Genomic DNA, 26,390 nt, shown 5'->3' with positions numbered 1-26,390 from the left:
TGAAACATTGTCCGCCGAAGTCTTCTCGTCCGATCCCAGAACCAAAAGCCGAAGCTCTAAATCCCGAGACCCGCAAGGACTCCGCCGTCCACGTTTCTCTTTCTTCATCTTCACTTGTCAAACAGCCCGCACTTATTAGTTCGCATCGAACTACTTAGTGCATCATCTTCTTCGGTCTCTTTCGCCGTCGAAGTCTCCGTTGCCGGGGCGCTTCACATAGCTGATTTTGAGAGACCGTCAAGAGCTTTTCTGAAGAAAAACTCAGGAGCCAGTCGGAAGAAAGAAACATCAGATAAAGCAACGTTGGTCCCGAAAGTCGGGGGCCTCAGTCATCAGTGATGTCCGGCTGGCGTGGTGGTGAGATAGTGCGATGCCGCATCCCGTGCAAGAACTTTTTGCGACGGCTGTGCAGAATTGTGGATAGCGCTGTCGCACCCCGCTCTGCGCCCCCTCACGCGCCGTTCTCGTTCCATTTTGAGACGGAACGCGCGCGCAGCGTCAGAAATTGCTCGCACGTGGTTGCACCAGCGCGCGATACGAGTGCGGCATGCGCATGCAGACGAGATCTTTCCGCCTGACGACGTTGGTCGGATAGACGCTGTCGAGATTGCTGGTGTCGATCTCGACTGTCGCAACGCCCTCGTCGCGATCGATGATCGCCTCGCGGCGCGGAAACGCAAAACTATCCGGACCGAACACACCGCTGAGGCCGCGATAGCCATTCGCGGCATCGCACACATTCGCGAATGCGAAGTAGGCGTTGTTCTCGCCACCGCGTACGCGGAAGTGATGCCAATGATGCGGATCGGCGCCGGTGGGGACCGGCGAAGGCTGCACCACCTCCGTCCCCGCATGCGCCGCACTGAAGGTGCCCTTCACGGCCGAGGGACACACGATCAGATCGCAGCCGCGCAGCGCGAGCACCCGTCCCGCCTCCGGGAATGCGGCATCATGACCGATCAGGATGCCGATCCGTCCCATCGGCGTGTCGACCACCGTCCACGCATCCCCGGCGCTGGCCCAGCTGCGTTCGGCCGTCGTCAGATGGGTCTTGCGATAGGTTGAGATTTTACCGTCGGGCATGACCAGAACGGCTGAGTTGTAGATAGTGTTCCCGTCTCGTTCCGCAAGTCCACAGACGATTGTGATCCCCTGCCCCGCTGCGATCTCGGCGAGACTGGCCGTGACGCGGCCTGGGATCGGCTCGGCCGTTCCGGCCGGATCGGTCAGCCCTGTTGCCGCAAGTTCCGGAAACACCACCAGCTCGGCGCCCTCGGACTTCGCGGCCGCGCCCAGCCCGGCGATGCGCTGGAGATTGGCAGCCACGTCGGATGACGGCGCGAACTGCGCCACGCTGATCCGCGAGCGTTTCCCCGCCGGCCACGGCTCATGGCCATAGAGGCCGAAGAAATCGCGCGGGTTCCAGCTGTAGGTATTGGTCAGCAGCTCCGGATAGAGCTCCGGCCGGCGCTGGGCGAACACGGGCTCGCCGAGCACGCGCCGCGCCCGCGCGGTGGCCAGGTCGATCTCGGCGAAGGCCATGCCGTCGCCCTTGTCGATTACGGCCGGCAAGGTGCCGTCGGGCGCGATGACGCAGCTGCCGCCGGAGAACTGCACGGTACGCTCCAGCCCCCAGCGGTTGCTCTCGATCACGTAGCAGGAATTCTCGAAGGCACGACTGATCCAATATGGCGCCGGCGTGCGCTCGGCCAGCCAGTTCGAGATGTGGCAGATGATATCGGCGCCGCCGAGCGCCATCAGCCGCGCCGTCTCGACGAAATGGATGTCCATGCAGATCAGGAGCGCAATGCGGCCGATCGGCGTCTCGAACACCTGGTTGTGCAGGTCGCCGGCCGCGGCCCATTTCGGCTCGGAAATGTAGGGATGGGTCTTGCGGTGCCGGCCGATCACGCCGTCCGCACCGATCAGCACCGCGCTGTTATAGTAGATGTCGTCGTCATCGACCTCGGGCATGCCGATGACGATGAAGCAGCCGTGACGCTTCGCCAGCGCCGCGAAGCGATGCGTGGTCGAGCCCGGCACCTTCTCGACGAACGGCGCCACCTCCGCGCGATCGTACCAGCAATAGCCAGTCGTGCCCATTTCCGGCGTCACGATCAGCTTCGCGCCGGACGATGCCGCCTGCTCGCACAGCGCGAGCAGGCTCTCGATATTGCGCTCCTTCTCGCCCAATGTCGGCTCGAACTGGACGGTGGCGACCTTGACCTTCGACGACATCACACCCTGCCCTCAGACCAGGAACGATTTCTTGATGGAGGCGCCGAGCGTGTATTTGGGATCGACCATGTTGCCGAGCCGGACGCGCCCGGCCTGGGTCAGCAGCATGTAGGCGTCGATCTCCTCAAAACCGTAATCGGCCGCCATCCAGCGGCACAGTTCGCGATAGGCGATGCGCGCCGCATCTTCCATTGGCCTGGCAGAGCCGATGGTCATGATGAAGTCCTTGGTTTCCAGCCGCGGCCAGGCGATCGGCCAGCCCTTGATCAGGTCGACCCGCACGGTCGTGACCGTCGGATGCTCGATCGCGACACCGCACAATTCGCCGTCGCCCTGCGCGGCATGGCAGTCGCCGAGATAGAGCAGCGCGCCCTTGGTGTTGACGGGCAGATAGATCATCGCGCCGGTGCCGACATCCGGCAGATCCATGTTGCCGCCATAGTAGTCCGGGACCAGCGATGAGATCGCCTCGATCTCCGGCGAGGTGCCGATGGTGCCGATGAACGGCTCATAGGGCAGCGTGATCTTGTCGTTCCAGACGGTGCCCTTTTCGGCCGTGATTTCGAGCTTCTTCACCCGCTCCGGCAGCGCCGGGTTGAGCAGCGCGGTGTTCCCCGTTCCGACCAGCCCGCCGAACTCCGGCATGATCACCGTGGTGCCGCGCGGCTGCGGCCCGCGCGGCACGATGCTCTCGATGTAGACCGCGAGCGTGTCGCCCTTCTCGGCGCCGTTGACGTAGATCGGGCCGTTCTGCGGATTGAGGAACGGGAAGTTCAGGATCTTCGACGGGCTGTCGGTCTCGTGCTTGATCGCGCCTTCGAACGCGTCATGCGTCTCGGCGGAGACGACCGCGCCGGGATCGATGGTCAGCACGGGATCGACATAGGGACCGTAGACGTAGTGATACTTGCCCTGGTCCTTCTCGGTGATGACATGGTGCACGCCGCGCGCACCCCTCGCGATGCCCCTGCGGGCCATGATCGACTCCGAATGCCAGGCCATGCTCGTTCTCCTTGTGCTCGTTGTTGACGTTTCTTCAGACTACACGGCGAGATGCCTGCGCATCTCGGCCTGATCGTCGAGCGCCTCGCGCGCGAGGCTTGCCGTGATGCGGCCCTTGTCCATGACGTAGCAGCGCTGCGCCATGGCGCGGATCATGTCGAGATTCTGCTCGACCAGGATGATGGTGACGCCGGTCCGGCGGTTGAGCTCGACCATGTTGCGGGCGATGTCCTGCACGATGTTGGGCTGGATGCCTTCAGACGGCTCGTCGAGCAGAATCAGATTGGGATCGGCGATCAGCACGCGCCCGATCGCGAGCTGCTGCTGCTGGCCGCCGGACATGGTGCCGGCGCGCTGGCTCCAGCGCTCCTCCAAAATCGGGAACGCGCCGATGACACGCTGCCGCCCCTCCTCCGGGATGCCGCCGCCCTTGATCGCAGCTCCCACCGCGATGTTCTCGCCGACGGTCAGCCGCGGAAACACGTCGCGGCCCTGCGGCACATAGCCCATGCCGAGCCGGGCGCGCTTGTGCGCCGGCAGATGCTCCACCGCCTCGCCGCGATAGACGATCGAGCCTGACATCGCCGGCACCAGCCCGATCAGGCTCTTCATCAGGGTCGACTTGCCGACGCCGTTGCGGCCGATCACGGCGACGATCTCGCCCTCGCGGACCTCGATCTCCAGGCCCTGAAGCACCGGCTTGCCGCCATAGCCGGCGCGCAGGCCTACGGTGGTGAGGATGACTTCCTTACGCATGCGCCTGCCCCAGATAGATCGCCGCGACGCGCTCGTCGGCCACGATCTCGTCGATCGAGCCTTGCGCGAACACCTGGCCGAGATGCAGCACGGTGACGCGCTGCGCGACCTGGCGCACGAAGGCCATGTCGTGCTCGATCGCGAGCACGGTCATGCCGGCCGCGTTCAGCCGCCGCACCATCTCGCCGGTCATGTGGGTCTCCTCCGGCGACATGCCGGCGGTCGGCTCGTCGAGGAGCAGCAGCCGCGGCTTCAGCGCGATCGCCATGCCGATCTCCAGCCACTGCTTCTGGCCGTGGCTGAGATTGCCCGCCATCTGCGCCTGCTCGGCGTCGAGATTGAGGAAGGCCAAGAGACGGTCGATCTCCTTGGCAAGCGCTGCGCCGCTGAGCCGGCTCTGCAGCGCGATCTCGAGGTTCTGCCGCACCGACAGGCCCTTGAACACGCCGGGCACCTGGAACTTGACCGAGAGCCCGCGGCGGATGCGCGCAAAGGATTTCAGCGCCGTGATGTCCTCGCCGGCAAAGCTGATCTGGCCGCTGCTCGGATGATGCTCGCCGAGGATCAGGCGGAACAAGGTGCTTTTTCCCGCGCCGTTGGGTCCGATCAGGCAGTGAATCTCGCCCTGCTCTAGCACGAGATTGACGGCATTCGTGACGTGCAGGCCGCCGAAATGCTTGTTCACGTCGCGGAGCTGCAGCAGCGCCATCACGCCGCCTCCTGCTTGCGCCGCGTCACGAGCTTGGTGATCCAGTTGATCACGCCGAGCACGAGGCCGTTGGGCGCGATCAGCACGGTCAGGACCAGCAGCACGCCCATGAAGACCAGCGCATACTGGCTGCCATAGATGGTCAGCGCCTGGAAGCCGGAGAGCACCACCAGGGTGCCGATGATGGTCGCCGTCAGATCGCTGCGGCCGCCGACGGCCACCCAGATCAGCGGCAGCGACGCTGCCGTCATGCCCATGCTGGAGGGCGTGATGTACTGGCCCCACACGGTATAGAGCACGCCGGAGAGGCCGGCGAGCGCAGCACCAATCACGAAGGTGATGAGCTGGTATTTGCGGATGTCGTAGCCCAGCATCTCCGCGCGCTCGGGGTTCTCCCGGATCGCCACGATGACGTTGCCGAAGGCGGAGTTCATCAGGATGCGCAAGGCCAGATAGACCAGCACGAGCATCGCGAGCACGACGTAGTAGAGTCCGACATCGGCAAACAGCACGATCGGCCCGCCGAACCACGGAATGGTCAGCGGCGGCATCGCACTCATGCCGTTGAAGCCGTTGAGCCGGGCGGCACCGATGCGCCATTCGGGGCCGGCGGTCTGCGCCATGAAGCGCTCGAGCATCAGGGTCACGGCGAGCGTGACGATGCCGAGGAAGACGCCGGCGATGCGGCCGAAGAACATGAAATAGCCGAGCAGCGCCGCGATCAGCGCGGCCATGCCGACCGCGAGCAGCAACGCGATCCAGGTGAAACCGTAGGACGCGCCGAAATTGATCGTCAGGATGCCGTAGCTGTATCCGGCGATGCCGAAGAACGCGGTCTGGCCGAACGACAGCGAGCCGCCATAGCCCCAGATCAGGCTGAGGCTGAGCGCGATGAACACCCAGACGAAGAAGTAGACGGTGTTGCCGACCGTGTAGCCGTCGCTGAACAGCGGATAGGCCAGCGCGCCGGCGAGCACCAGCGCGAACAGCGCCCAGAACGCCGGGCCGCGGCCGAGCGTCTGCGGGCCTTCGAGCCGGCGAAACAGGGACAGAAATCCGGTCATGCTCGCGCCCCTCAGGTCCGTTCGCGCAGCACGAAGCCGGAGATGCCCTTCGGCAGCACCCGGACCACGATGATGACGGCGATCAGCAACCCGATCTGGCCGAACAGCTGGCCCTGCCACGACGTCATGCCCGATTTCACAATCGCCAGAATGCCGCCGGCCGGCGCCGTGCCGAGGAACACATCGGCGCCGCCGATCACCACGGTGACGAACGCCTCCATGATGAAGGTCGCGCCCATGGTTGGCACCAGGGTCATGGTCGGCGCATAGAGCCCGCCGGCAAGGCCCGCGAGCCCCGCGCCGCAGGCAAAGGTGAGACTGTAGATCAGCCGCGTGTCGACGCCGAGCGCGGCGGCCATATGCGGGACCTGGATGGTGGCGCGCGCGAGCACGCCAAACCGGGTCCAGTTGAACAGCGCATACAATGCGCCGAGCACGGCGAGCGAGGCTGTGAACAGCACGATGCGGTAGATCGAATAGGAATAGGCGCCGACCTGGAAGCTGCCGAACGGCGTGCCGACGCCAGCCATGGTCGATCCGACCAGAATCAGGGTGCCCTGCGTCGCGATCAGGCTGAGGCCCCAGGTGGCGACGATGGTGTCGAGCGGCCGCTCATAGAGATGCCGGATCACCAGCAACTCGACGAGGACACCGACCAAAGCGGAGGCCAAGGTGCCGCAGAGAATGCCGAGCGGCAGCGGCAGCCCGGCATGCACGGTCGCAGCCGTCACATAGGCGCCGCACATGATGAACTCGCCATGGGCGAGATTGATCACGCCCATCATGCCGAAGATCACCGCAAGCCCGCAGGCCGACAGCACCAGGAAGGCGAAGGCGTCACCGAACTGGTAGAGCGCAGAGAATGCGAGGGTTGCGATGTCCATGGGTCCGTCGGGTCTGACTGGAAAAGCGGATGCGCGCGACGATGAAGGGCAACGTTGCCCCGGCGTGAGGGGACGCCGGGGCAACGACCCGCCGATCAGGGCTTCGGCGGCGGATTCGACGGCGTGTACTGCGCCATCGGATCCTTCTTGGTCAGGTCGCAGCCGGCGTCACCGAGCCAGTACGGCTTGATGTCCTCCCAGACCTTCGGGAACGAGATCGAATGATCCGCGCCGACCTTGGCGAGATAGATCGTGTGCGACATGTGCTGGCTCTTGGGGTCGATGCAGACCTTGCCTTCCGGCGCGTCCATGCAGACGTCGCCCATCGCGATCACCTTGCGGATCTCGTCGCGGTTGGTCGACTTCGCCCGCTCCACCATCTGCTTGTAGAGATAGAGCGCGAGATAGGAATTCTCGGCCTCCTGGTTCACATAGGGTTCGTTCGGGAACTTGGCCTTGAACTTGGCGTAGAATTCCTTGCTCTTCGGGCTATCGATCTCCTCGATGTAGTTGGTGGTGACGTACATGTCCTTCAGGCTCGGCGGCTTGAAGCGCTTGTGCTCGTAGCCCTGGCCGACGTTGACCGAGGAGGCCATCGGCAGGTTGACGTTGGCCGAGGCCGCCTGCTCGTAATAGGAGGCCTGCGCGGTGCCGACCAGCAGGGTCACGACGAAGTCGGGCTTGGCCTTCTGGATGTTCTGGATGCTCTGCGAGAACTGCGACACGCCGAGCGGGATGAACTCCTCGCCGGCCATCTCGCCGCCGTTCTCCTTGACGATCTTGCGCACCCACTCGGCCGAGATCTGGCCGAAATTGTAGTCGGCGGCGAGCGTGTAGACCTTCTTGCCGTAGGTCTGCATCATGTACGGGATGAGCGTCGAGAACTGCTGCTCCGGCACGGCGCCGGTCACCACCATGTGGCCGTCGCAGACGCCGCCTTCATACTGGTTGTTGTAGAAGGCGAAGCCGTTGAACTGGTCGACGATCGGCCGGTAGGCCTCGCGCGAGGCCGAGGAGAAGCCGGCGAACACGGCGTCGACCTTGTCCCGCTGCAGCACGCGGCGCATGAACTCCTGGTAGCGCGTGTTGTCCGACTGGGTGTCGTAGGTCACGAGTTCGAGCGGCCGGCCCATGATGCCGCCGGCCTTGTTGATCTCCTCGGCCGCAAGCTGGATGGCGTGGACCTTGCCGATCGTCGCGGCGGCGAAGTCGCCGGACTGGTCCTCCAGCACGCCGAGCTTGATCGGCGCTTCGGCGGCATATGCGCCTGACGCGAAGACAAGCGTCCCCGAGAGGGCCGCAGCGCGCAGCCCCCGCAATACAGATCTGGTCATGTGATGCTCCTACATCGCTTGCTTGTTGCCGCCTTGCAGCGTGATGCTGCTCGGGCGTTCCGGCGTATCGGGCGGCCTCGCCCGTCTCTTCAGGAACTCCTCGCAATAGAGCTCCAGACTCTGCCGCGCCCGCATGCTGTCGCGGCGAAGCGCGGAATAGGCATCGTCGTCGTTGAGACCCTTCTCCTGCATCAACAGCACCACGGCGCGGATGACGGCGCGGCGGCCGCGGCGGCGGCTCTCCAGATCCTGCAGCTTCTCGTACATGTCGGTGCGCAGCAGGAACTGATTGATGCCGAGGAACAGCGCGGTGTAGACGGCGCCGCCATGCACGGGCTTGCGCAGGAACGAGGTGGCACCGAGATTGACCAGCGCCTTGAGCCGGCTCGGCGCCTCGACGCCGACGAGGCCGATCACCGGCACCGGCGGCAGCTTCGAGGCCGGGTTGACCTCGATGGCGACGGCGCCTTCGAGATCGCCATCGATGAACAGGATGTCGCGTTCCGGCAGCAAGGCGCCGACATCGAGCTGCGCGCGGCCGTCGATGATCTCTGGGTATTCGCAGGCGACGCCGAGCTTGGCGAGCGTCGTCTCCAGTGTGGTTTCCCACCCCGCCCGCTTGGTGATCACCAGCGCGCGGCCGCCCTTGAAGTTCTGCAGCAATCGGAAGGTCATGACTTCACCATTCGGAGCAGCGGAGGACGCATGGATGTCGCGAAGCGCGGCGACGACTGCACGAGATAGGGATCGGGCGCGATCGGTTGCCGCGCTTCCAGCAGCAGTTCGAACTGGCCGTCGGCCGCGGAGCGGCCGATGCGCGGCGTCAGCCAGGCGTGGTAGGTCTGCGGATCGATCCGCACCTCGCCCTGCGGCGCCAGCAGGCGCTGATTGGCGACGGCGCCGCGCACCAGGCGCGACTCGTCGCTGCCGGCCTGCGCCAGCGTCGCCGCGAGCAGCCTGACGGCGATGTAGGAGGCTTCGGCATCGGCCGAGACGACCGGACCATCGGGAAACGCGCGCGTGTAAGCCTGCATGAAGGCCGCGTTTTCCGGCGAGTTCAGCGAGGAGAAATACACACTCGACGACAAATGGCCGTCGACCGCCTCGGCCCCGATCTCCTGCAGCTCGGGCTCCGACAGCGTGCAGCTGGCGACCGGAATCTCGTTCGCCTGGTCGATGCCGGCGGCGCGGCAGGCCGCGCGGAAGGCGCGGAAGAAGGCATAGGCGCTGGTGCCGATCAGGTTGTTGAAGACGAAGTCGGGGCGCTGTTCGAGAATGGCCGCGATGACCTGGTCGAACTCGGTATCGCCGACTGTCAGGTAACGCTCGGCCAGCACAGTGCCGCCTCTCGCGGAGAGCGCCTCGCGGAAGATGCGATTGTTCTCCCAGGCCCAGATGTAGTTCGAGCCGACGCAAAAGGCGCGCTTGCCGACACGGGAGGCAAGGTAGTCGACCAGCGGAAGCACGTGCTGGTTCGGTGCAGCACCGGTGTAGATGACGTTGTCCGAGCTCTCGAACCCCTCATAGTGCGACGGATACCAGAGCAGCCCGTCGAACTTCTCGAAGCAGGGAATGACCTCCTTGCGGCTCGACGAGGTGTAGCAGCCGACCACCTGGCGGATGCCGGAGCTCAGGAGCTCCCGCGCCAGAGCGCGATATTGGGAGAGATCGCCGGCCGGATTGACCACGACCGGCTCGAGCGCAATCGGACCATCGGCCGCGTTGATCTCGCTAAGCGCGAGCTGCGCGCCGTTCAGCATCGAGCGCGCGACGACGCTGTACGAGCCAGTCGTCGAGAACATCACCCCGATGCGATACGTCGTCCGTGTCATCCCGCGTCCCAAAACAAAAAAGCGCCCGTCGGCCGTGAAGCCGAGGGCGCCCTCGCCACCAACCAAACACGCTTCAAGCAGCGCGGCGTTGGAAATGGTTTGATCGTCTTGCGTCTCAGGGCTGCCTTGCCCAACGCATGGACGTTACGGTCCCTTAGAACACCTATCCTGTCAAGCGCGTTGTTGCAGCGACCACTGCACCAATTCATGCTCTCATGCAGCAAAATGATGCAGGTGCGGCAGACTGACCCGGCGCCTGCGACGCATCGACAATTCCGCGTCTGCCAACGAGAAATTCAGCGCGAACGCGGCGAGTCCTGGCGGACCGGACTTCTCAAGAACTGATCCAGATCGGCAATCGCTTCCGCCTCACGCGCGCGGCGCAACTGCTCCGCCTGCTCGACACCGGGCGGCAGGAGCTCCGCCGTCTCGCGCGCCTTGCGCGCCATCTGCAGCAAACGCTCGCCCAAGGACAATGTTTGCTTGACGCGCCGACGCCGCTTCTTCTCGGTTTCTGTTTCCATGCGAACTGATACCCGATTTCTCTTGTTCTGCTACTCAACCTGAGATGATAAAATTGCCCGCACGCCTCGACTTAGGTGAATCAAGGGACGGGAAGCTCGTTCGTTCCGAAAGCTGCCGGAACCCACCTGACCGGATTGGATGTTAGCTGCGGCTCCGGGCGTCGCGCGTATCACTTGATACGGAACCGCAGCCTCGCTCAGGCCGCGCCGGGAACCGATTGGCCCGCGGCGTCACGTCTGCGCGAACTTGATGGTCGAGACCGGCCAGCGTCCCTCATGGCCGCCCAGTTCGATGCGCAGCCCGTGGAACTCGTCGAGATGGAGCCGCTCCACCGTGCCAGCCTTGCCGTCGCTCAACGCCACTGCTTTTCCGATCAATTCCGCCTGCGCCTGTTCGAATTCACGCAGGATGCAGAACGCTCGCGATTTGACGGCAACCATGAGGACTCGTGTGGATCGACGGCGATAATGGCCGGGCGCGGCTGCGGATGCAGCCAACCTGCCCCTCAGGTCGGAACGCAACGGACCTGCGTCAACCGCTCATCAAGCGATCGTGCATGCCGCCGAGCGCGCGGTGCCTCCCGTTCCACCGCGTCAGCGGCACGCGAAACTCGCCGCTTCCTCGAGGCTGCCGCTGCCCTTGTAGGTCAGCACCTTCGGGAACGCGCAGAGATCCCTCGTGCGGCCGGGCCATGGCACGTCGGGCGCACGTCGGGCCGTGGCGCGAATGGCATCCGGCGCCGCGGCGGTGCCCTCGACCCACGCGTCGAGCGCGCTCAGCAGGTCGAATTGATCGGTCGCCGGTCCGCCGCCGCAATGGTTCATGCCGGGAACCAGGAACAGCCGAGCGAAGCCGTCGGCGTCGGCGTATTTTGTCTTGAGCTGATCGACATAATCGATCGTGTCGAGCGCCGAGAAGATCGGGTCAGCTGTGCCGTGATAGAACAGCATCTTGCCGCCTTTGCCCTTGAAGGCGTCGAGATCGGTCGAGGTCGCCGCCTCATATTCCATCCCGGCGTCGAAGCCGCCGGCGCCCTTCATCACCTTGGGCGTATCGCGGTCGAGATCGAAATTGCGAACCCAGGCGACGAGATCGGTCGGTGTCTCCGGCGGGCTCATGAAATCATACGGCACGCCGCCGGCGATCAGCGTCAGATTGCGCGCATTCGGCGGGCTGGACTTCGGCGTGCCGAGCTTCCAGGCCCGCCAGCCAGGCGCAGCAAGGCCGGGGTCGTAAGGCCAGCGGGAATAGATCAGCCCGCCCATCGCATTGCGGCTGCCGTCGAACATCAGCTTGACGGCTTTGAGCTTCGGCGCCGACAGGCATTGCGCGCTTTCGCCCTCCTTGCAGGCGAGCACGGCCGCATCGAAGCGGCAGGCCATCACATCCTGCACCATGCCGTCCTTGACGCCGTCGGCGCCATCACACGCAGCGGTCACACCGTCGGCCACCAGCTTCAGGTCGTCGTCGGTCAGCGCGCTGCCGACATCCGCCTTGCCGTCGGCGCCGGGCGGCGCGATCGCCAGCAGCGCCTGCGACTGTGCGATCACGTCGATGCCGGCGAGCGGCACGCGATAGGCCGGCGCGCCGGCGATGACGCCGTCGAACAGCTCGGGAAAGCGCTGCGTCACCGCCATCGCCTGGCGGCCGCCGTTGGAGCAGCCGGCGAAATAGGAGCGCTTGGGCGCATTGCCATAGAGCTTCTCGCTTGCCGCCTTGGCGGCCGCGGCCACCGGCGGGATCGAGCTGTAGCCCTTGTCGCGCCGCGCCTGCGGATCAAGGCCGAACTGGTAAGGCCCGAGCGGACCGGGCTCTTCGAGATGGCCCGAATCGGTCGACGCCGCGGCGTAGCCGTTCGAGAGCGCGTTCGGCGGCGTCGCGCCGGTCAAGAGGCCGAGCGCCGGACGCAGCACGCCATCGACGCCGCCACCGCCCTGGAAGACGAACTTGCCATTCCACGTCGCGGGCAATCGCAGCTCGTAGCCAACAGCATAGGGCTTGCCGTCGCTGCCGGTGCGCTCGTTGATCTTGCCGCGGATCAGGCAATGGTCCGGTGCGGGGGCGGTCGCGCCGGCAGGCGCCGGCGGCGCCAGCTGCACGCCGCCGGCGGCGACGAACTCCGCCGTGACGATGCGGCCGCTGCCGGAAAAGCCCTGCGCCAGCGCGGCGCAGCTCGCCTTGAAATCCTCGGCCTGGGCCGACGCCATCGCCGACGAGCCCAACAAGAACGCGGCCAGCGCCGTCAACCGGATCTGCATCACTCTCGTCCTCCCAAACGGCGGGCCGCGGCCCGCCTTGCGCGCATCATTGCTTCGCGGCGCGCTTGATCACCTCACGACCATAGCCAAGCCTGCGCGCGCCGCAAGCGGCCGTGCGCATCCGCGCGATTGAAAACGTCAGCCGAAGCGTGCCATCTGATTGGCTCAAGAGAGCGTCGAGGGACCATCATGGCTGCGGACATCCGGTTGAATGCGTTTGCGATGAACTGTGTCGGGCACCAGTCGCCCGGCCTGTGGCGGCATCCGCGCGACCGCTCCTCCGACTACAATCGCCTGCCCTATTGGCTCGATCTCGCCAAGACCCTGGAGCGCGGCCGCTTCGACGGGCTGTTTCTCGCCGACGTGCTCGGCGTCTACGACGTCTATGGCGGCAATCCGGACGCCGCGCTGCGCCATGCCATCCAGGTGCCGGTCAATGATCCGATGATGCTGGTCTCGGCGATGGCGGCCGTGACCGAGCATCTCGGCTTCGGCGTCACCTGCACCCTGTCCTACGAGCCGCCCTATCCGTTCGCGCGCCGCATGTCGACGCTCGATCACCTCACGCAAGGACGCATCGGCTGGAACATCGTCACCGGCTATCTCGACAGCGCCGCGCGCGGCATGGGCAAGGAGCGCCAGACCGCGCATGACGACCGCTACGATGTCGCCGACGAGTACATGGAGGTGGTCTACAAGCTCTGGGAAGGCAGCTGGGAGGACGACGCCGTCAAGCGCGACCGGTCCAGCGGCATCTTCACCGATCCCGCCAAGGTCCATCGCGTCGTGCATGACGGACCGAATTATCAGCTCGATGCGATCCACCTGTCCGAGCCGTCGCCGCAGCGGACGCCGGTGCTGTATCAGGCCGGCACCTCGCCGCGCGGCCGCGTGTTCGCCGGCCGCCATGCCGAATGCGTGTTCATGTCCGGCCCCTCGGCCAAGATCATCGCGCCGCGCGTCGCCGCGATCCGCCAGGCCGCAGTGGATGCCGGCCGCGCGGGCAGCGACATCGTCATCTTCAGCATCGCCACCGTCGTGCTCGGCGAGACCGACGCGGCAGCCGAGGCGAAGTTCGCCGACTATCGCCGCTACATCGACCACGAGGCCTCGCTGACCCTGATGTCGGGCTGGACCGGCGTCGACTTCTCGACCTACGAGCTCGACCAGCAGGTCCGCCACGTGCTCAACGACGCCGGCCGCAGCGCGATGGACAACGTGACGCGTGCCGATCCCGACCGGGTCTGGACCGTGCGCGAGGTCGCCGAGCATGTCGGCATCGGCGGCATCGGCCCGGTGTTCGTCGGCTCGCCCGCGAAAGTCGCCGATCTCATCGAAAGCTGGATCGAGCAGACCGGCGTCGACGGCCTCAACCTTGCGTTCGCGCTGTCGCCGGAGAGCTTTGCCGATGTTGCCGACATGCTGGTGCCTGAGCTGACCGCGCGGGGCCGCTACAAGAAGGCGTACCAGACGGGAACGTTGCGCGAGAAAATGTTCGGCCGCGCCCGGCTCGCAGCGCCGCATCCGGCGGCGGGCTATCGGCCGTAGCCGTCGCCCTGCTGCCGTTCAGGCCGACAATCGCTGCAGCAGCTGCGCCACCGCCGCCGCGATCGGCTTGATGATCGGCACCGCGAATTGCGGCTGCAGCTCATCGGCGGCCTGCGCCAGCGGCCCGCCGCCGATGATCACAGCCTCGGCGCCATCCTGATCGATGCAGGCGCGCGTCGCATCTGTGAGCGCATCGACGAGCCGCGCGGGGTCGGCAGCGAGCGCGGCGGGATCGCCCTCCGTCAGCCGCGTTCCGGTGAACTGCGCGGAGAGCCCGAGCGCGCCTGCAAGACCCGCGATGCTCGCCACCAGCGCCGGCGTCACGGTGGCGACGCCGAAGCGCCGCCCGCCCTGCCCGGCCGCGCGCATCGACGCCTCGCCGATTCCGATCACCGGCAGCGGGACGAGGCGACGCAGCTCAGCCGCGCCGGGATCGCCGAACGCAGCGACGATGATGCCATCGCAGGCATCACCATGCGCACGGCCGATCTCGACCACTTCCGCCGCCGACGCCGCCAGAGCCCGCGCGTCGACGATCATGGCCGGCGCGCGCGTGGCGGTCGCGCCGGCCACCTCCGCCCGCCCGGCGCAGCACGCGGTCGCGATCGACACCATCATCGCGGTCGTCGCCGCCGAGCTGTTCGGGTTGATCAGGAGAATGCGAGACATGAGGGGCGATCGCTGACATTGACGGGCGTCCCGTCGTGAACAATTGCCGCCCGGACGTCAACTCCGGGCCCATTGGCGCGTGCGCCCGGATTGAAGCCCCCGCCGCAGCTCCGGCGTCGACCTTATCCGCGCGGCCGCACACCTCACCCGATCCGCATCGACAGCTCGACCTCCGCGCCGAGCGGCACCGACAGATAGAAGTTGGCCGACGAGCGGACATGGGCAAGATAATCGGGACTGAAATCCGCATTGTCGGCCACGATGAACGCGCCGGGGCTGAGCCGGCGCTCGAGCAGCGCCAGCACGTCGCCATAGAGCGGCTTGGCGCCGTCGAGCAGCACCAGGTCGATCGCATCTGGCAGATCGGTGCTCAGGGTCTGCAGCGCATCGCCCTGGCGGATCTCGACGAGATCGGCGAGCCCACCCTCCTCCAGATTGCGGCGGGCGCGCGCGATCTTCGACGGCTCGAACTCGGTGGTGATGAGCCGGCCACGACCATTGTCGCGCAGCGCCGCCGCCAGGAACAAGGTCGAGATGCCGAACGAGGTGCCGAACTCGACAATCGACCGGGCACTGACGCTGCGCGCCAGCATGTAGAGCAGCATGCCGGTCTCGCGCGAGACCGGCAGCGGAAAATCCTTCAGCTGAGAGTAGAGCTCGACATGGCCGGACTTGCTGCGCATCAGCTCTTCGCCCCGTTCGGCCATGCCGGCGAAGATCGGGCTCGTCTCCGGCCGCAGCATCGCCGCCTCGGCGAGCAGGCGATCGAGCAGCGGGGCCAGCGGTGGGGTGGTCAGGGTGATCATGGGCAATCTCCGTCGTAGTCAGGTGTGTCGTTTGCGTCCCGGTCAAAATACGAATAAACATTCGCATTCGCTAATCGCATTTCGGAACGCCCTATGGCCCCGCGCCGAAAAGCCTGGATTTCCGCACGAAAACAGCCCCAGCAGGCGCGCTCGGCCGACCTCGTCGCGGCCATTCTGCAGGCCGCTGTTCAGGTTCTGACCAAGGACGGCGCGCAGCGCTTCACCACCGCGCGTGTCGCCGAGAAGGCCGGCGTCAGCGTCGGCTCGCTGTATCAGTACTTCCCCAACAAGGCCGCGATCCTGTTCCGGCTGCAGAGCGACGAATGGCAGCAGACCACCGATCTGCTGCGCGGCATGCTGGAGGATGCGAGCTGCCCGCCTTTGGCGAGGTTACGGGCGCTGGTGCACGCCTTCCTGCAATCGGAATGCGACGAGGCCGCCATACGCGGCGCGCTCGACGACGCCGCCCCGCTCTACCGCGACGCGCCGGAGGCGCGCCAGGCCAAGGCGGCCGGACATCGCGCCGTGCTGGCGTTCATGCGCGAGGCGCTGCCCAAGGCCTCGGATGCCGAGCGTGCCCGCGTCGCCGACCTGGTCAAGACGACGCTCAGCCAGGTCGGCAAGCATTTCTCGGAGACACCGCGCAGCCGCGCCGAGCGAGAGAAGATTAGATCGGGAGAGAATTATGAGGCTTGTTTTGGCGGTCGTCGCGATTGTCGCGTGCGTCCTGTTTGCCAGGCAGCCTTCACAGGCCGAAACCCGTGTCTCGCCGCTGTCCGCAACTGCACCGGGAGTGAACATTGAAATTCCGACTTCAACAGGGCGTGTTGTCGATCAGACGGCGACGCTGAGCAACGACCAAGCCGAAGCGCTCGAACGCAAGTTGAAGGACTTCGAGAAGCGCAAAGGAAGCCAGGTCGGGGTACTAATCGTGCCGACGACGTTGCCAGAAAGCATTGAGCAATATTCGCTGCGCGTCGCGAATCAATGGAAGCTCGGTCGGAAAAACATCGATGACGGCGTGTTACTCACTATAGCGATGAATGATCGAAAGCTACGCATCGAGGTTGGTTACGGCCTTGTCGCCGTACTCGATGATCTTTCAGCTAAACGGATCATCGACGAGATAATCGTACCACAATTCAAACTCCGCAATTTTGCTGAGGGTGTTTCCGAAGGAGTCGATCGCATTTTAGAGACTATCGACGCCGCGCCGGTACCCGCTACGAATACTTTACACGGATCGGAGCTACCTCATAAATGAGACACTCTCAATATAACTAGCCGGCGAGTTGCTGGCTACCGATGCCTCTTGTTGGCACGGAACGAAAGGATTATTTCCGAAGCTAGGTGTACACGGGCTGCGCCATCAGCCGACCGGCCACAGCCTTGGCCGATAGCCCACGTCCGTAAAGGGCTGAATGCGGACGCCGCTGACTCGGTCCTTATTCACGAGCTGTCTTCCGAACGAGGTTGCCCCGCAGCTTCTGCATACCAATGGCTCCGCCTTGCTGTACCGCACAAGTCGGAGGCTTCAGGCCAGATCCGCGCATGAGCTCCCGCGCTTGATCTCGGCCGGCAGATGCAAGGCAGTTCGATCGGACAACCGCCCAAACCTCTGGGGAGAGTTTCGATTTCGCCGCGCATGCGGTGGCCATTGCTGCGCCCTCGCCCCTTGCGGGAGAGGGCATGTAGGAAAGCGCAGCGAACTCGGTTGGGTGAGGGGTATGTCTCCGCGAGCGTTGCCTACTGAGAGAGACCCCTCACCCAACCGAGTACGCGGATCGGCCGGAGATGCCCTCTCCCGCAAGGGGCGAGGGCACTGTATTGCGCAGCGGTGCGGAGGCGGCGAAAGATGGACGGCACGGCGCCTGCGTGCGCGAATAAGCGAAATTTGCCCGCGATCTCAAGCTGATTTGCCCTGTCCAGTCCCGCCGCGGAAAATATTCTTCTTTCTTTTTTACCGAAATCATGATCTTATCTCCCCATCCTGCCCGATCGAGGGGCGCTTTCGCGAACGTCACGAAACGTTGGGTGGGATGCGATGGCCGGTTCTCGTCGCAGCGTGCGTCACGCATGCGGACGAACGATGGGAGCCGGACGGCGAAGTCGCGTGGTCCTGATACTCCGACGCTAGTATCAAGTTCGCGGGAACATGCTCAGGCGGTCCTGCGGATGACGGTGGCCAGAACGCACGGCGCACCGGGGAGAGCGCGTATAAGCCGTAAGCCCATTGCGCAGGGAAGGCCGGGAGTCCGGCTGATCCTGTGGTAACCGCCGCGTGCTTCCTTTTTTGCACGCGGGCCATGGGTGTCAGTCGACGCCCGGCCTTCCCTGTGCCCTCCTCTCGAGGAGGGACGAACGGCAGACTTAATCTCGGACGCCTGGAGCGCCGCGAGCCTGCGGATGGCTGCCTGATCGACCCCCTCGGCAGGAAGACAGATTTTCTCGCGACAGGGCCGAATGAAGAACTTTCCTCTCCATCCCAACCGATCTGCAAAATTGCGCGGGACAACCGTTCCTGCGAATGATCCGGTCAGATTGGCAGGCATCGGCTTTCAGGAGATTTCGCATGACATCATCTTTCAACGGGGCGCGCGGATCGCGCCCCCTGAGGCTGGCCCGCCGCAGCGTGATGGTGATGGGCATCGCCCTGCTCGGCGGCTTCGCCGCGTCGCGCGCTGACGCCGCCGAGACGCTGCGCATCGGCTATCAGAAATCCTCCACCCTGATCGCCCTGCTCAAGACCAATGGCGAGCTGGAGAAGGCTCTGGCGCCGCTCGACATCAAGGTGTCCTGGCACGAATTCTCCAGCGGCCTGCCGCTGCTCGAAGCGATCAATATCGGCAGCCTCGATTTTGGCGCCGATGTCGCCGACACCGTGCCGGTGTTCGCGCAGGCCGCGGGAGCCAAGCTCGCTTATGTCGCCGAGGAGGCCGCCTCGCCGTCCGCGCAGGCGATCCTGGTTTCGACCACCTCGCCGCTCAAGTCGCTCGCCGAGCTCAAGGGCAAGAAGATCGCGGTGACCAAGGGCGCCGGCAGCCATTATCTGCTGCTGTCGGCGCTCGCCAAGGCGGGGCTGAGCTTCAAGGACATCACCCCGGCCTATCTGCCGCCCGCCGACGGCCGCACCGCCTTCGTCAGCAACAATGTCGATGCCTGGGTGGCGTGGGATCCGTTCCTGAGCAGCACGATCCGCCAATCCGGAGCGCGCGTGCTCGCCGACGGCGGCGATGGGCTCGCCAGCTACAAGCGCTACTACCTCGCCTCGGCCGACTATGCCGCCAAGCGGAGCGACGTCCTCAACGTGATCTATGGCAAACTTGTCGAGACCGGCAAATGGGTGAAGGCCAATCCGGCGGCCGCCGCCGGCCAGCTCGCGGGCCTCTGGGGCATCGATGCCGCCACTGTCGAGGAGGCCAACAGCCACCGCTCCTACGCCGTCGGCGCGGTCACGGCGGCCGGCCTCTCCGAACAGCAGAAGATCGCCGATGCCTTCCTGGCCGAGCGCGTGCTGCCCGCGAAGGTGGACACATCTGCGTTGGCGATCTGGACTCCGAAGGCGCCGTAAGCCAGAGAGGACCTGAGGTTTGTGCCCTGCAGCGACGCCGGGCACGAGGCCCGATGACGAGCCTGATTGAAGGAGACCCCCGTGACGACCCATCTTGTCCCGCCGACCGACCGCACCACCGAGCATCCGGCGCACCGCCTGTTCGTCGACCGCTGGTCGCCGCGCGGCTTCAGCGACGAGGCGCTGCCTGAAAAGGAGCTGCTGACCTTCATCGAGGCGGCCCGCTGGGCGCCCTCCTCCTACAATTCGCAGCCCTGGCGCTTCCTCTACGCGCTGCGCGGCTCGGCCGCGTTCGACACCTTCCTGGCGCCGCTGATCGAGTTCAACCGCGGCTGGGCCCAGCATGCCGCAGCGATCGTCTACGTGCTGTCGAAGAAGACCTTCATCCCGGCCGGCAAGACCGAGCCGGCGCCGACCCGCACGCATTCCTTCGACGCCGGTGCCGCCTGGGCCAACTTCGCCAATCAGGCCGCGATCTCCGGCTGGGCCACCCACGGCATGAGCGGCTTCGACGTCGCCGCCGCGCAGACCGCGCTCGGCGTGCCCGATGATTTCGCGGTGGAGATCGCGATCGCCGTGGGACGCAAGGGCGACGGCGAGAAGCTGCCGGCCATGCTCAAGGAGCGCGAGAAGCCGAGCCCGCGCCTCGCCATCGGCGAGATCGCGGCGTCGGGCCTGTTCCCGAAGAGCTTCGGCGGCTAAGGCTCGCGAATGCACAGGGGCGGCGTCACGGCGCCGCCTATGATGGAGAGGCGGATTTCCTGGGGGACGCGTGCTCGCAGCCATCCTTCGAGACGCCCGCCTCCGGCGGGCTCCTCAGGATGAGGTCGGAATGCGTGGCGCGATGAGAGTGATGCGCGGCGAGATTCCACCGTTACCACGGGCGAGTTCTTACCCCTCATGGTGAGGAGCGCCGCCTCGCGGCGCGTCTCGAACCATGAGGCCACCGCCCCTGACGCCCGATGAAATCTATGGCAGAAAGCAGGATCAACATCAGACGAGAGCCGAAACCCGCATGCCGCCGCCGAAACCGCCTGCCTTCGAGACCCTGAGCCTGCATGCGGGCCAGCATCCGGATCCCGCGACCGGCGCCCGCGCGGTGCCGATCTATCAGACCACGTCCTACGTGTTCGACGACACCGAGCACGCCGCCGCGCTGTTCAACCTCGAACGCGCCGGCCACATCTACACCCGCATCTCGAATCCGACGACGGCGGTGCTCGAAGAGCGGCTCGCCGCGCTCGAAGGCGGCGTCGGCGCAGTCTGCACCGCATCCGGCCAGGCGGCGCTGCATCTGGCGATCGCCACGATCCTCAATGCCGGCGACCACATCGTCGCCTCGTCCTCGCTCTATGGCGGCACCATCAACCTGCTGGCGCACACACTGCCGCGCTTCGGCATCACCACGAGCTTCGTCAAGCCGCGCGACCTCGACGGCTTCAGCGCCGCGATCAAGCCGAACACACGGCTCGTGATCGGCGAGACCTTGGGCAATCCCGGCCTCGAGGTGCTGGACATTCCCAAGGTGTCCGCGATCGCGCATGACGCCAGCATCCCGCTCTTGATCGACAACACCTTTGCCACACCCTATCTCAGCCAGCCGATCGCACAAGGCGCCGACATCGTGATGCATTCGGCGACCAAATGGCTCGGCGGCCATGGCATCGCGATCGGCGGCGCGCTCATCGATGGCGGCCGGTTCGACTGGCGCGCCTCGGGGAAATTCCCTGTGCTGACCGAGCCCTACGCCGGCTACCACGGCATCGTCTTCGACGAGCAGTTCGGCACCGCCGCCTTCATCATGCGCGCACGCACCGAAGGCCTGCGCGATTTCGGCGCCTGCCTGTCGCCGACCAACGCCTTTCATCTGCTGCAGGGCGTCGAGACCTTGCATCTGCGCATGGAGCGCCATGTCGCCAACACCAGCGCGGTGCTGGCGGCGCTGACAGCCAACAAAGCCGTCGACTGGGTGCTGCATCCGTCGCTGGAGACGCATCCAGATCATGCGCTGGCGAAGGAATTGCTGCCGCGCGGCGCCGGCTCGATCGTCTCGTTCGGCATCAAGGGCGGCCGTCCCGCGGGACGCAAGTTCATCGAGAGCCTGAAGCTGATCAGCCATCTCGCCAATGTCGGCGACGCCAAGACGCTGGTGATCCATCCGGCCTCGACCACGCATCAGCAGATGGACGCGGCCCAGCTCGCTGCCGCCGGGATCGGCGAGGAGCTCATCCGGCTCTCGGTCGGCATCGAGGCGGCCTCAGACATCATCGACGATCTCGGACAGGCGCTGCGCGCCTCGCAGAAGGTGTGAGCGATGCAGCTGTCGATCAGAGATCATGACGTCTTCGCCGCCACCGGCGGCCGCGCCTTCGATTCGTCGCTGCCCGCGGTCGTGTTCGTGCATGGCGCCGGCTTCGACCATTCGGTCTGGGCGCTGCACAGCCGCTGGTTCGCGCATCACGGCTTTGCCGTGCTGGCGCCCGACCTGCCTGGCCATGGCCGCTCCGCCGGACCGGCGCTGCCGACCATCGCAGCGATGGCCGACTGGATCGCCGCGCTTTTGCACACCATCAATGCGAAGCCCGCACATCTCATCGGCCACTCGATGGGCTCGCTGATCGCACTCGACGCGGCTGCGCGCCATCCCGACCACGTGTCGGCGCTCAGCCTGATCGGCACGGCCGCGACGATGACGGTGGGGCCGGATCTGCTGCAGGCCGCGGAAGCCAATGATCACACCGCGATCGACATGGTCTCGATCTGGGGTCTCGGTTTTGCCGCAGAGCTCGGCGGCAGCCGCGCGCCGGGCCTGTGGATGCATGGCGGCGCGCAGGCGACCTTGGAACGCTGCGCACCCGGCGTGCTGTTCAACGATCTCGCCGCCTGCAACGCCTATCAGGATGCGCTGGCCGCGGCGGCGAAAATCAGGGTTCCGACCCGGCTGATCCTCGGCGAGAAGGACATGATGACGCCGGTGAAGGCCGGAAAGGCCCTGGCGGCAGCGATTCCGCAGGCCCATACGGTCGTGCTGCCCGGCGCGGGTCACACGATGATGGCCGAGTGTCCCGATGCGCTGCTCGACGCGCTGATCGCGCCGGCGCGCTGACGCAGGTCGCGACGCAGCGGCCTTGGGAGATGCAGGTCGCTGCGACGTCCTGCCACCGATGCGGCGCCAAGATGACGCGGTCCGACGCGTTGTGGCGAAACGTTGCTCCTCATATGTCTCGCGACAGAAAGGAGCACGCAGATGGAACTGCGACTGGTTTTGACCGCCGCCCTCGGAGCCCTGGCCCTCTCCGCCGCAACACCCGTGGCCGCGGCCCCCCTGATGCCGACTCACCCGGCGCCCGCGGCTTCGACGGCCGACAGCAGCGCACGACACAACGTGACCTACCGACACTGGCGCGGCGGACACGACTGGCACCCCGGCCTCGGCCGCCGTCACGGCTATCAATATGGCTACCGGCCCCACCACGAGCCCAAAGGCCCAGCCGTTCTCGGCGGCCTCGCGGCCGGAGCGATCATCAGCGGAGCGATCGCCAACAGCCGTGCGCAGGCGGCGGAGACGGAGATCTCCTGCGCTCAGCGCTTCCGCTCCTACGACCCGCGCTCGGGAACATATTTGGGCAAGGACGGCCGGCGCCATCGCTGCCGATGAGGATGAAGGCCGATGAGCAAGTTCGGCATCGACCCGACCTGTGGAACACAGGGGCGGCGCTTTGAATCCCGAGGCGCGCGACAATCCGTCCGTCACACCGCCTGCAACGAAATCCCTGCTGTCCTGTTGAGCGACAGCCCTTCATCAATGGGAGAAACCAGAATGGCACCCTTCAAAGCTGCAGCAACGCTCGCCATGACCGGCGCGATCGCGCTCGCTGGCCTGCAATCCGCGTCCGCGGCGCCGCTGACGGCGCTTTCTGCCGCCGCCAAGCCCGCCGTCGAGGATCAGCACGCGGTCCAGGTCCACTATCGGGGCTGGGGCGGCGGTGTCGGCATCGGCGCAGGCCTGCTGGCCGGCGCCGTGATAGGATCGGCGATCGCCGCACCCGGCTATTATGGCGGCTACAGGCCCTATCCCAGCTACGGCTACAGCTATGCCGGCTCTCCGTATTACGGCTACGGTGGCGGCTACTATCCGGCCTACGCCCCCCAGCCCTACTACGGCGGCTACGCCTATGCGCCGCGCCGGGTCTATCGCAGCTACGGCTATGTCAGCCCGCGTCCCTGGCGGCAGAGCTACGGCTATTATCGTGGCCCCGGCTGGCACGGCGGTCATGGCTGGCATGGCAACCATTTCGGCCATCGGCACGGCCACGGGATCGTCCGGGCCCGTCACTGGTAGCCGCCGTCGGGCCGCCGCGCATTTTTAGCGACGACAGCTGCATGAGAGAAAAAGAAGCGCAAGAGGCAAAAACCCTCTTGCGCTTCTCGGCCATTCCACCACATCGACGGGTGATACCGACCGCAGTCCGCGTCACTTAGTTGATGCCGTATGCTTTGGTCGTTTTCCTTGCCACCGCTAACGCAGGTAGCTCGCGAGATTGAGGCTCTGGATCTTGGAAATCGCCGTGTAGGAGGCGGTGAGCTGCGCCTGGTAGGTCGACAGCTGTGCGGTGACCGCGGCGACGTCGACGCTGGTGAGATCGGTCGCGAGGCTCTCGGCATAGCTCTTGAAGTCGGTCTGCTGCGACTTCGCATTCTCGATCCGCGACGCGGAGTCGGACAGCTTCGCCTGCACGGTCGCGACGTCATCCACGGCCTGATCCGCCAGCGACAGCGCCGAGGTGAGATCGGTCGATGAGAGGGTCGAGCTATTGGCGACGAACTTCAGGACACGCATGACCTCCTCGAAGGCCGAATTGTCGGCGGTCACGCCATAGCTGACGGACTGGCCATCGGACACCCGGACCGAGGCCAACTCGCTATCGCCTTGATAGTAGCTGGTATCCGCCGTAGTCAGCGATCCGGTTCCGGAAGCAAAGGTCGAGGTGTCGACCGCGGCGGTGGAGGTCCGCGCGCCACCGAACAGGTACTGCCCATCATACTGGGTGTTGAGGATACCGGCCATCTGCTGCAACAATTGCTGCGCCGAGCTGATGGCGGATGTCGTGCCCGTGCTCGTGCCGGAGCTCGCAGCGCTCAAGGCCGTGCGCAGCTGGCTGACGATGTCGGAGACCTGGCCGACCGCGGAGTACATGACCTGCACCTTGCTGTCGGCCAGCGTCGCCGCGTCGATATACGACTGCGCCCGGGTCACCGAGACCTGCAGATTGACCACGTGCTGGGTGTCGGCGCCGTAGTCGGCGAGATACTCCGACTTCAGTCCGGACGCCTCCTGCACTTGAAGATTGGCCATCGTCGCCTGCGTCCGCAGCGCGCTCGTGATCATCTGGTCGGAGTTCGCGAACGTCGCGATGCGCATCGTCATGACATCAACTCCGGGCTAGGTCGACTGCACAGCCGTCAGCAGCGACGAGAACATGCTGTTGATGACCGAGATCAGCTGGGAGGCTGCCGCATATTTGTTCTGCAGCGAGCTCAGCCGCGCGGTCTCCTCGTCGATGTTGACGCCGGACTGCGAGGACAGCGAGCTCGCATAGCTCGACTGGGCCGTCGACTTCGCCGTGTAGGCGCTCGACGCCTGCGATGCCTTGCTGGCGACGTTGGCGACGATCGCCGCAGCATAGTCGGCGAACGATCCGGTCGTCGCGCTCAGACCTCCAGCCGACGAGAAGCTGGTCGAGCCGGTCAGCTTGTCATAGAGCTTGTTGATGATCGTCGCCGAGCCCGACGTCAGGACCTGGCTCCCGGTGGTCAATGTCGCCGAGCTGTCGAGCGTGCCGGTCGGCAGGCCGGCGGCTCCGCTCAGGATGCTGCTGTTGACGGCGAAATTGGACGCTCCCGTCCCGGTGACGAGATCGTTCATGCCGAAATAGCCCGAGAAGCCGCCCCCTCCGATAGCGCTCGTCATGTCGTTGATCGCAATGCCGTTCGAAGACGACGTAGCGCTGATCGACAGATGTCCGCTGGAATCGATCGAGGCGGACACTCCGGAAATGCCGTTGAGCGCCGTGACCAGATCGCCAACGGTGGCATAGGACGAGAGATCGAGATCCTGGTAGGAAACAAGATTGCCGCTCTGGTCGGCCACGGCGATGCGGACCGTTCCCGACGCCGACAACGCGGTCGTACTGCTGACGCCCGCCGTTCCCGTCAGGGTGGTCGGCGGCGGCACCGCCGACGCCCCTTCCGTGATCGAATTGAGCGCCGATTTCAGCTGCGAGGCCAGCTGATCGAGCTGCGTCTGCACCGCCGGCAGCGTGTCGTCACGCAGCGTGATCAGCGAGCCGATCTTGCCGGACGTGATCTGCGAGGTGACGTCGACGCCGTCGACCATGATGCCGCTGAAACTCGACGAGGCCGAGACATTGGCCGACGCCGTATAGCTGAGCGTATGCGCCGAGCTGTCGACGAGAGCGCGTCCCGAGGACGTATAGACCTGCAGATCCCCATTGGACGCCGTGTAATAGCTGACGTTCATGTAGGAGGACAGATCCTGCAGCGCCGAGTTGCGCTCGTCCTCCAGGTCGGCCGTCGATTGGCCCGACGCCGCCATCTTGCGGATCTCGACGTTCAGGTCGGCAATCTGCTTGAGATCGTCATTGACGCTCTGGACCGACGACGCGATGTCCTTGTCGGCATTGCCGCGCAAGGTCTGGACCCCGCTGGAGGTGCTGCGCAGCTGGCTTGCGAAGTCGTCGAGCGCACTGACGGCGGCCGATTGCAGCGACACGCTGCTCGGCGAGCTTGCCAGCGAGGACAACGCCGATTCCAGCGACGCCAGCGAATTGGCCAGTGACGTCCCCGTGGTCGAGGTGCCGGAGGTCGAGGCGCTGCCGAACAGCTGCTGCAGCTGCGTCAGATAGCTGTTGGTGGTATCGGCGGCACCGAGATCGGAATTGGCCCCGATCAGGGATTTGAGCAGCAGCTTGTCGACGGTGCTCGAAATGCCGGTGATCGACACACCGGTTCCAATGCCGCCAGTCACGTCGGCGACCTGATTGGCGGTCTTCCGCGTGTACCCCTTGGTATCGGCGTTCGAAATGTTCGACGACGCCACGCTGATCTGCAGCTCCGTGGTGGAGATGCCGCTGAATGCAACCAGACGCGCTATATCGAGCGACATCGCCCTAC

General features: G+C 65.5%; 25 protein-coding genes. 9 read left to right on the top strand and 16 right to left on the bottom strand.

Going from position 1 to position 26,390, the window contains the following annotated elements:
• Window positions 1-498: 498 nt before the first annotated feature.
• The 12 genes from QQL87_RS21670 to QQL87_RS21615 all read right to left on the bottom strand — a co-directional run bounded on the left by QQL87_RS21670 (window position 499) and on the right by QQL87_RS21615 (window position 12,602).
• Window positions 499-2,238, bottom strand: coding sequence for a nitrilase-related carbon-nitrogen hydrolase (locus tag QQL87_RS21670; protein WP_284420513.1), 1,740 nt, complete (start codon window positions 2,236-2,238; stop codon window positions 499-501).
• A 12-nt stretch (window positions 2,239-2,250) separates the two neighbouring features.
• Window positions 2,251-3,240 (bottom strand): acetamidase/formamidase family protein, encoded by a 990-nt coding sequence (locus tag QQL87_RS21665; protein WP_284420514.1) that lies wholly within the window; start codon window positions 3,238-3,240, stop codon window positions 2,251-2,253.
• Window positions 3,241-3,279: 39 nt separating this feature from the next.
• On the bottom strand, window positions 3,280-3,996 hold the full coding sequence (locus QQL87_RS21660; RefSeq protein ID WP_284420515.1) for an ABC transporter ATP-binding protein: 717 nt from the start codon (window positions 3,994-3,996) through the stop codon (window positions 3,280-3,282).
• Window positions 3,989-4,705, bottom strand: a complete 717-nt coding sequence (locus QQL87_RS21655; RefSeq protein ID WP_284420517.1) for an ABC transporter ATP-binding protein — start codon at window positions 4,703-4,705, stop codon at window positions 3,989-3,991. Before QQL87_RS21655 ends, QQL87_RS21660 begins: the two co-directional genes overlap by 8 nt.
• Window positions 4,705-5,769: a branched-chain amino acid ABC transporter permease gene (locus QQL87_RS21650; protein WP_284420518.1), complete on the bottom strand. Its 1,065-nt coding sequence runs from the start codon at window positions 5,767-5,769 to the stop codon at window positions 4,705-4,707. Before QQL87_RS21650 ends, QQL87_RS21655 begins: the two co-directional genes overlap by 1 nt.
• Window positions 5,770-5,780: 11 nt before the next feature.
• The gene (locus QQL87_RS21645) at window positions 5,781-6,653 is read right to left on the bottom strand and encodes an ABC transporter permease subunit (RefSeq protein ID WP_284420520.1); all 873 of its coding nucleotides are present in this window, start codon (window positions 6,651-6,653) and stop codon (window positions 5,781-5,783) included.
• 95 nt (window positions 6,654-6,748) lie between these two features.
• The gene (locus QQL87_RS21640) at window positions 6,749-7,987 is read right to left on the bottom strand and encodes an urea ABC transporter substrate-binding protein (protein ID WP_284420521.1); all 1,239 of its coding nucleotides are present in this window, start codon (window positions 7,985-7,987) and stop codon (window positions 6,749-6,751) included.
• 9 nt (window positions 7,988-7,996) lie between these two features.
• Window positions 7,997-8,662 (bottom strand): ANTAR domain-containing response regulator, encoded by a 666-nt coding sequence (locus QQL87_RS21635; RefSeq protein ID WP_284420522.1) that lies wholly within the window; start codon window positions 8,660-8,662, stop codon window positions 7,997-7,999.
• The gene (locus tag QQL87_RS21630; RefSeq protein WP_284420524.1) at window positions 8,659-9,819 is read right to left on the bottom strand and encodes a transporter substrate-binding domain-containing protein; all 1,161 of its coding nucleotides are present in this window, start codon (window positions 9,817-9,819) and stop codon (window positions 8,659-8,661) included. The genes QQL87_RS21635 and QQL87_RS21630 overlap by 4 nt, the downstream gene beginning before the upstream one ends.
• A 296-nt stretch (window positions 9,820-10,115) precedes the next feature.
• On the bottom strand, window positions 10,116-10,268 hold the full coding sequence (locus QQL87_RS21625) for a hypothetical protein (protein ID WP_502871200.1): 153 nt from the start codon (window positions 10,266-10,268) through the stop codon (window positions 10,116-10,118).
• Window positions 10,269-10,574: 306 nt separating this feature from the next.
• Complete coding sequence (locus tag QQL87_RS21620; RefSeq protein ID WP_284420526.1) at window positions 10,575-10,784, bottom strand: PRC-barrel domain containing protein; 210 nt, start codon at window positions 10,782-10,784, stop codon at window positions 10,575-10,577.
• Between the two features lie 153 nt (window positions 10,785-10,937).
• A complete protein-coding gene (locus QQL87_RS21615; RefSeq protein WP_284420527.1) occupies window positions 10,938-12,602 on the bottom strand; it encodes a tannase/feruloyl esterase family alpha/beta hydrolase in 1,665 nt (554 codons plus the stop codon).
• Window positions 12,603-12,791: 189 nt separating this feature from the next.
• Here QQL87_RS21615 and QQL87_RS21610 point away from each other — a divergent pair, with 189 nt between their 5' ends.
• Window positions 12,792-14,150 (top strand): LLM class flavin-dependent oxidoreductase, encoded by a 1,359-nt coding sequence (locus QQL87_RS21610; RefSeq protein ID WP_284420529.1) that lies wholly within the window; start codon window positions 12,792-12,794, stop codon window positions 14,148-14,150.
• 18 nt (window positions 14,151-14,168) lie between these two features.
• Here the strand turns inward: QQL87_RS21610 and QQL87_RS21605 are convergent, their stop codons facing one another.
• Window positions 14,169-14,819, bottom strand: a complete 651-nt coding sequence (locus QQL87_RS21605) for an aspartate/glutamate racemase family protein (RefSeq protein ID WP_284420530.1) — start codon at window positions 14,817-14,819, stop codon at window positions 14,169-14,171.
• A 143-nt stretch (window positions 14,820-14,962) separates the two neighbouring features.
• Window positions 14,963-15,625, bottom strand: coding sequence for an O-methyltransferase (locus QQL87_RS21600; RefSeq protein WP_284420531.1), 663 nt, complete (start codon window positions 15,623-15,625; stop codon window positions 14,963-14,965).
• Window positions 15,626-15,718: 93 nt separating this feature from the next.
• Between QQL87_RS21600 and QQL87_RS21595 the strand changes: the two genes are divergently transcribed.
• The 8 genes from QQL87_RS21595 to QQL87_RS21560 all read left to right on the top strand — a co-directional run bounded on the left by QQL87_RS21595 (window position 15,719) and on the right by QQL87_RS21560 (window position 23,538).
• The gene (locus tag QQL87_RS21595) at window positions 15,719-16,429 is read left to right on the top strand and encodes a TetR/AcrR family transcriptional regulator (RefSeq protein ID WP_284420532.1); all 711 of its coding nucleotides are present in this window, start codon (window positions 15,719-15,721) and stop codon (window positions 16,427-16,429) included.
• Window positions 16,419-16,889, top strand: a complete 471-nt coding sequence (locus tag QQL87_RS21590; protein ID WP_349817287.1) for a TPM domain-containing protein — start codon at window positions 16,419-16,421, stop codon at window positions 16,887-16,889. The genes QQL87_RS21595 and QQL87_RS21590 overlap by 11 nt, the downstream gene beginning before the upstream one ends.
• Window positions 16,890-18,197: 1,308 nt before the next feature.
• Complete coding sequence (locus QQL87_RS21585; protein ID WP_502871199.1) at window positions 18,198-19,196, top strand: aliphatic sulfonate ABC transporter substrate-binding protein; 999 nt, start codon at window positions 18,198-18,200, stop codon at window positions 19,194-19,196.
• Window positions 19,197-19,277: 81 nt separating this feature from the next.
• A complete protein-coding gene (locus QQL87_RS21580) occupies window positions 19,278-19,898 on the top strand; it encodes a nitroreductase family protein (protein WP_284420533.1) in 621 nt (206 codons plus the stop codon).
• A gap of 313 nt (window positions 19,899-20,211) precedes the next feature.
• Window positions 20,212-21,507 (top strand): O-acetylhomoserine aminocarboxypropyltransferase, encoded by a 1,296-nt coding sequence (locus tag QQL87_RS21575; RefSeq protein WP_284420534.1) that lies wholly within the window; start codon window positions 20,212-20,214, stop codon window positions 21,505-21,507.
• Window positions 21,508-21,510: 3 nt separating this feature from the next.
• Window positions 21,511-22,302, top strand: a complete 792-nt coding sequence (locus tag QQL87_RS21570) for an alpha/beta fold hydrolase (protein WP_284420536.1) — start codon at window positions 21,511-21,513, stop codon at window positions 22,300-22,302.
• A gap of 141 nt (window positions 22,303-22,443) precedes the next feature.
• Window positions 22,444-22,854: a BA14K family protein gene (locus QQL87_RS21565; protein ID WP_284420538.1), complete on the top strand. Its 411-nt coding sequence runs from the start codon at window positions 22,444-22,446 to the stop codon at window positions 22,852-22,854.
• 162 nt (window positions 22,855-23,016) lie between these two features.
• Window positions 23,017-23,538, top strand: coding sequence for a hypothetical protein (locus QQL87_RS21560; RefSeq protein ID WP_284420539.1), 522 nt, complete (start codon window positions 23,017-23,019; stop codon window positions 23,536-23,538).
• A 177-nt stretch (window positions 23,539-23,715) separates the two neighbouring features.
• Here QQL87_RS21560 and QQL87_RS21555 read toward each other — a convergent pair whose 3' ends face one another.
• Window positions 23,716-24,624: a flagellin gene (locus QQL87_RS21555; RefSeq protein WP_284420540.1), complete on the bottom strand. Its 909-nt coding sequence runs from the start codon at window positions 24,622-24,624 to the stop codon at window positions 23,716-23,718.
• Between the two features lie 15 nt (window positions 24,625-24,639).
• Window positions 24,640-26,382, bottom strand: a complete 1,743-nt coding sequence (flgK, locus tag QQL87_RS21550) for a flagellar hook-associated protein FlgK (protein WP_284420541.1) — start codon at window positions 26,380-26,382, stop codon at window positions 24,640-24,642.
• Window positions 26,383-26,390: the final 8 nt, after the last annotated feature.

Source organism: Bradyrhizobium sp. SSBR45G (assembly GCF_030159255.1).
Taxonomy (GTDB): Bacteria; Pseudomonadota; Alphaproteobacteria; order Rhizobiales; family Xanthobacteraceae; genus Bradyrhizobium.
The sequence above is the reverse complement of the archived record's forward strand: the minus strand, read 5'-3'. Positions and strand labels throughout refer to the sequence as shown.

Bases quoted from the DNA above. Each gene is read 5' to 3' on its own strand.
- QQL87_RS21560 (WP_284420539.1), top strand. From the start codon at position 23,017: ATGGCACCCTTCAAAGCTGCAGCAACGCTCGCCATGACCGGCGCGATC.
- QQL87_RS21650 (WP_284420518.1), bottom strand. From the start codon at position 5,769: ATGACCGGATTTCTGTCCCTGTTTCGCCGGCTCGAAGGCCCGCAGACG.
- QQL87_RS21665 (WP_284420514.1), bottom strand. From the start codon at position 3,240: ATGGCCTGGCATTCGGAGTCGATCATGGCCCGCAGGGGCATCGCGAGG.
- QQL87_RS21655 (WP_284420517.1), bottom strand. From the start codon at position 4,705: ATGGCGCTGCTGCAGCTCCGCGACGTGAACAAGCATTTCGGCGGCCTG.
- QQL87_RS21575 (WP_284420534.1), top strand. From the start codon at position 20,212: ATGCCGCCGCCGAAACCGCCTGCCTTCGAGACCCTGAGCCTGCATGCG.
- QQL87_RS21645 (WP_284420520.1), bottom strand. From the start codon at position 6,653: ATGGACATCGCAACCCTCGCATTCTCTGCGCTCTACCAGTTCGGTGAC.
- flgK (WP_284420541.1), bottom strand. From the start codon at position 26,382: ATGTCGCTCGATATAGCGCGTCTGGTTGCATTCAGCGGCATCTCCACC.
- QQL87_RS21610 (WP_284420529.1), top strand. From the start codon at position 12,792: ATGGCTGCGGACATCCGGTTGAATGCGTTTGCGATGAACTGTGTCGGG.
- QQL87_RS21615 (WP_284420527.1), bottom strand. From the start codon at position 12,602: ATGCAGATCCGGTTGACGGCGCTGGCCGCGTTCTTGTTGGGCTCGTCG.
- QQL87_RS21565 (WP_284420538.1), top strand. From the start codon at position 22,444: ATGGAACTGCGACTGGTTTTGACCGCCGCCCTCGGAGCCCTGGCCCTC.
- QQL87_RS21635 (WP_284420522.1), bottom strand. From the start codon at position 8,662: ATGACCTTCCGATTGCTGCAGAACTTCAAGGGCGGCCGCGCGCTGGTG.
- QQL87_RS21660 (WP_284420515.1), bottom strand. From the start codon at position 3,996: ATGCGTAAGGAAGTCATCCTCACCACCGTAGGCCTGCGCGCCGGCTAT.
- QQL87_RS21555 (WP_284420540.1), bottom strand. From the start codon at position 24,624: ATGACGATGCGCATCGCGACGTTCGCGAACTCCGACCAGATGATCACG.
- QQL87_RS21640 (WP_284420521.1), bottom strand. From the start codon at position 7,987: ATGACCAGATCTGTATTGCGGGGGCTGCGCGCTGCGGCCCTCTCGGGG.
- QQL87_RS21670 (WP_284420513.1), bottom strand. From the start codon at position 2,238: ATGTCGTCGAAGGTCAAGGTCGCCACCGTCCAGTTCGAGCCGACATTG.
- QQL87_RS21595 (WP_284420532.1), top strand. From the start codon at position 15,719: ATGGCCCCGCGCCGAAAAGCCTGGATTTCCGCACGAAAACAGCCCCAG.
- QQL87_RS21630 (WP_284420524.1), bottom strand. From the start codon at position 9,819: ATGACACGGACGACGTATCGCATCGGGGTGATGTTCTCGACGACTGGC.
- QQL87_RS21620 (WP_284420526.1), bottom strand. From the start codon at position 10,784: ATGGTTGCCGTCAAATCGCGAGCGTTCTGCATCCTGCGTGAATTCGAA.
- QQL87_RS21570 (WP_284420536.1), top strand. From the start codon at position 21,511: ATGCAGCTGTCGATCAGAGATCATGACGTCTTCGCCGCCACCGGCGGC.
- QQL87_RS21585 (WP_502871199.1), top strand. From the start codon at position 18,198: ATGACATCATCTTTCAACGGGGCGCGCGGATCGCGCCCCCTGAGGCTG.
- QQL87_RS21605 (WP_284420530.1), bottom strand. From the start codon at position 14,819: ATGTCTCGCATTCTCCTGATCAACCCGAACAGCTCGGCGGCGACGACC.
- QQL87_RS21600 (WP_284420531.1), bottom strand. From the start codon at position 15,625: ATGATCACCCTGACCACCCCACCGCTGGCCCCGCTGCTCGATCGCCTG.
- QQL87_RS21625 (WP_502871200.1), bottom strand. From the start codon at position 10,268: ATGGCGCGCAAGGCGCGCGAGACGGCGGAGCTCCTGCCGCCCGGTGTC.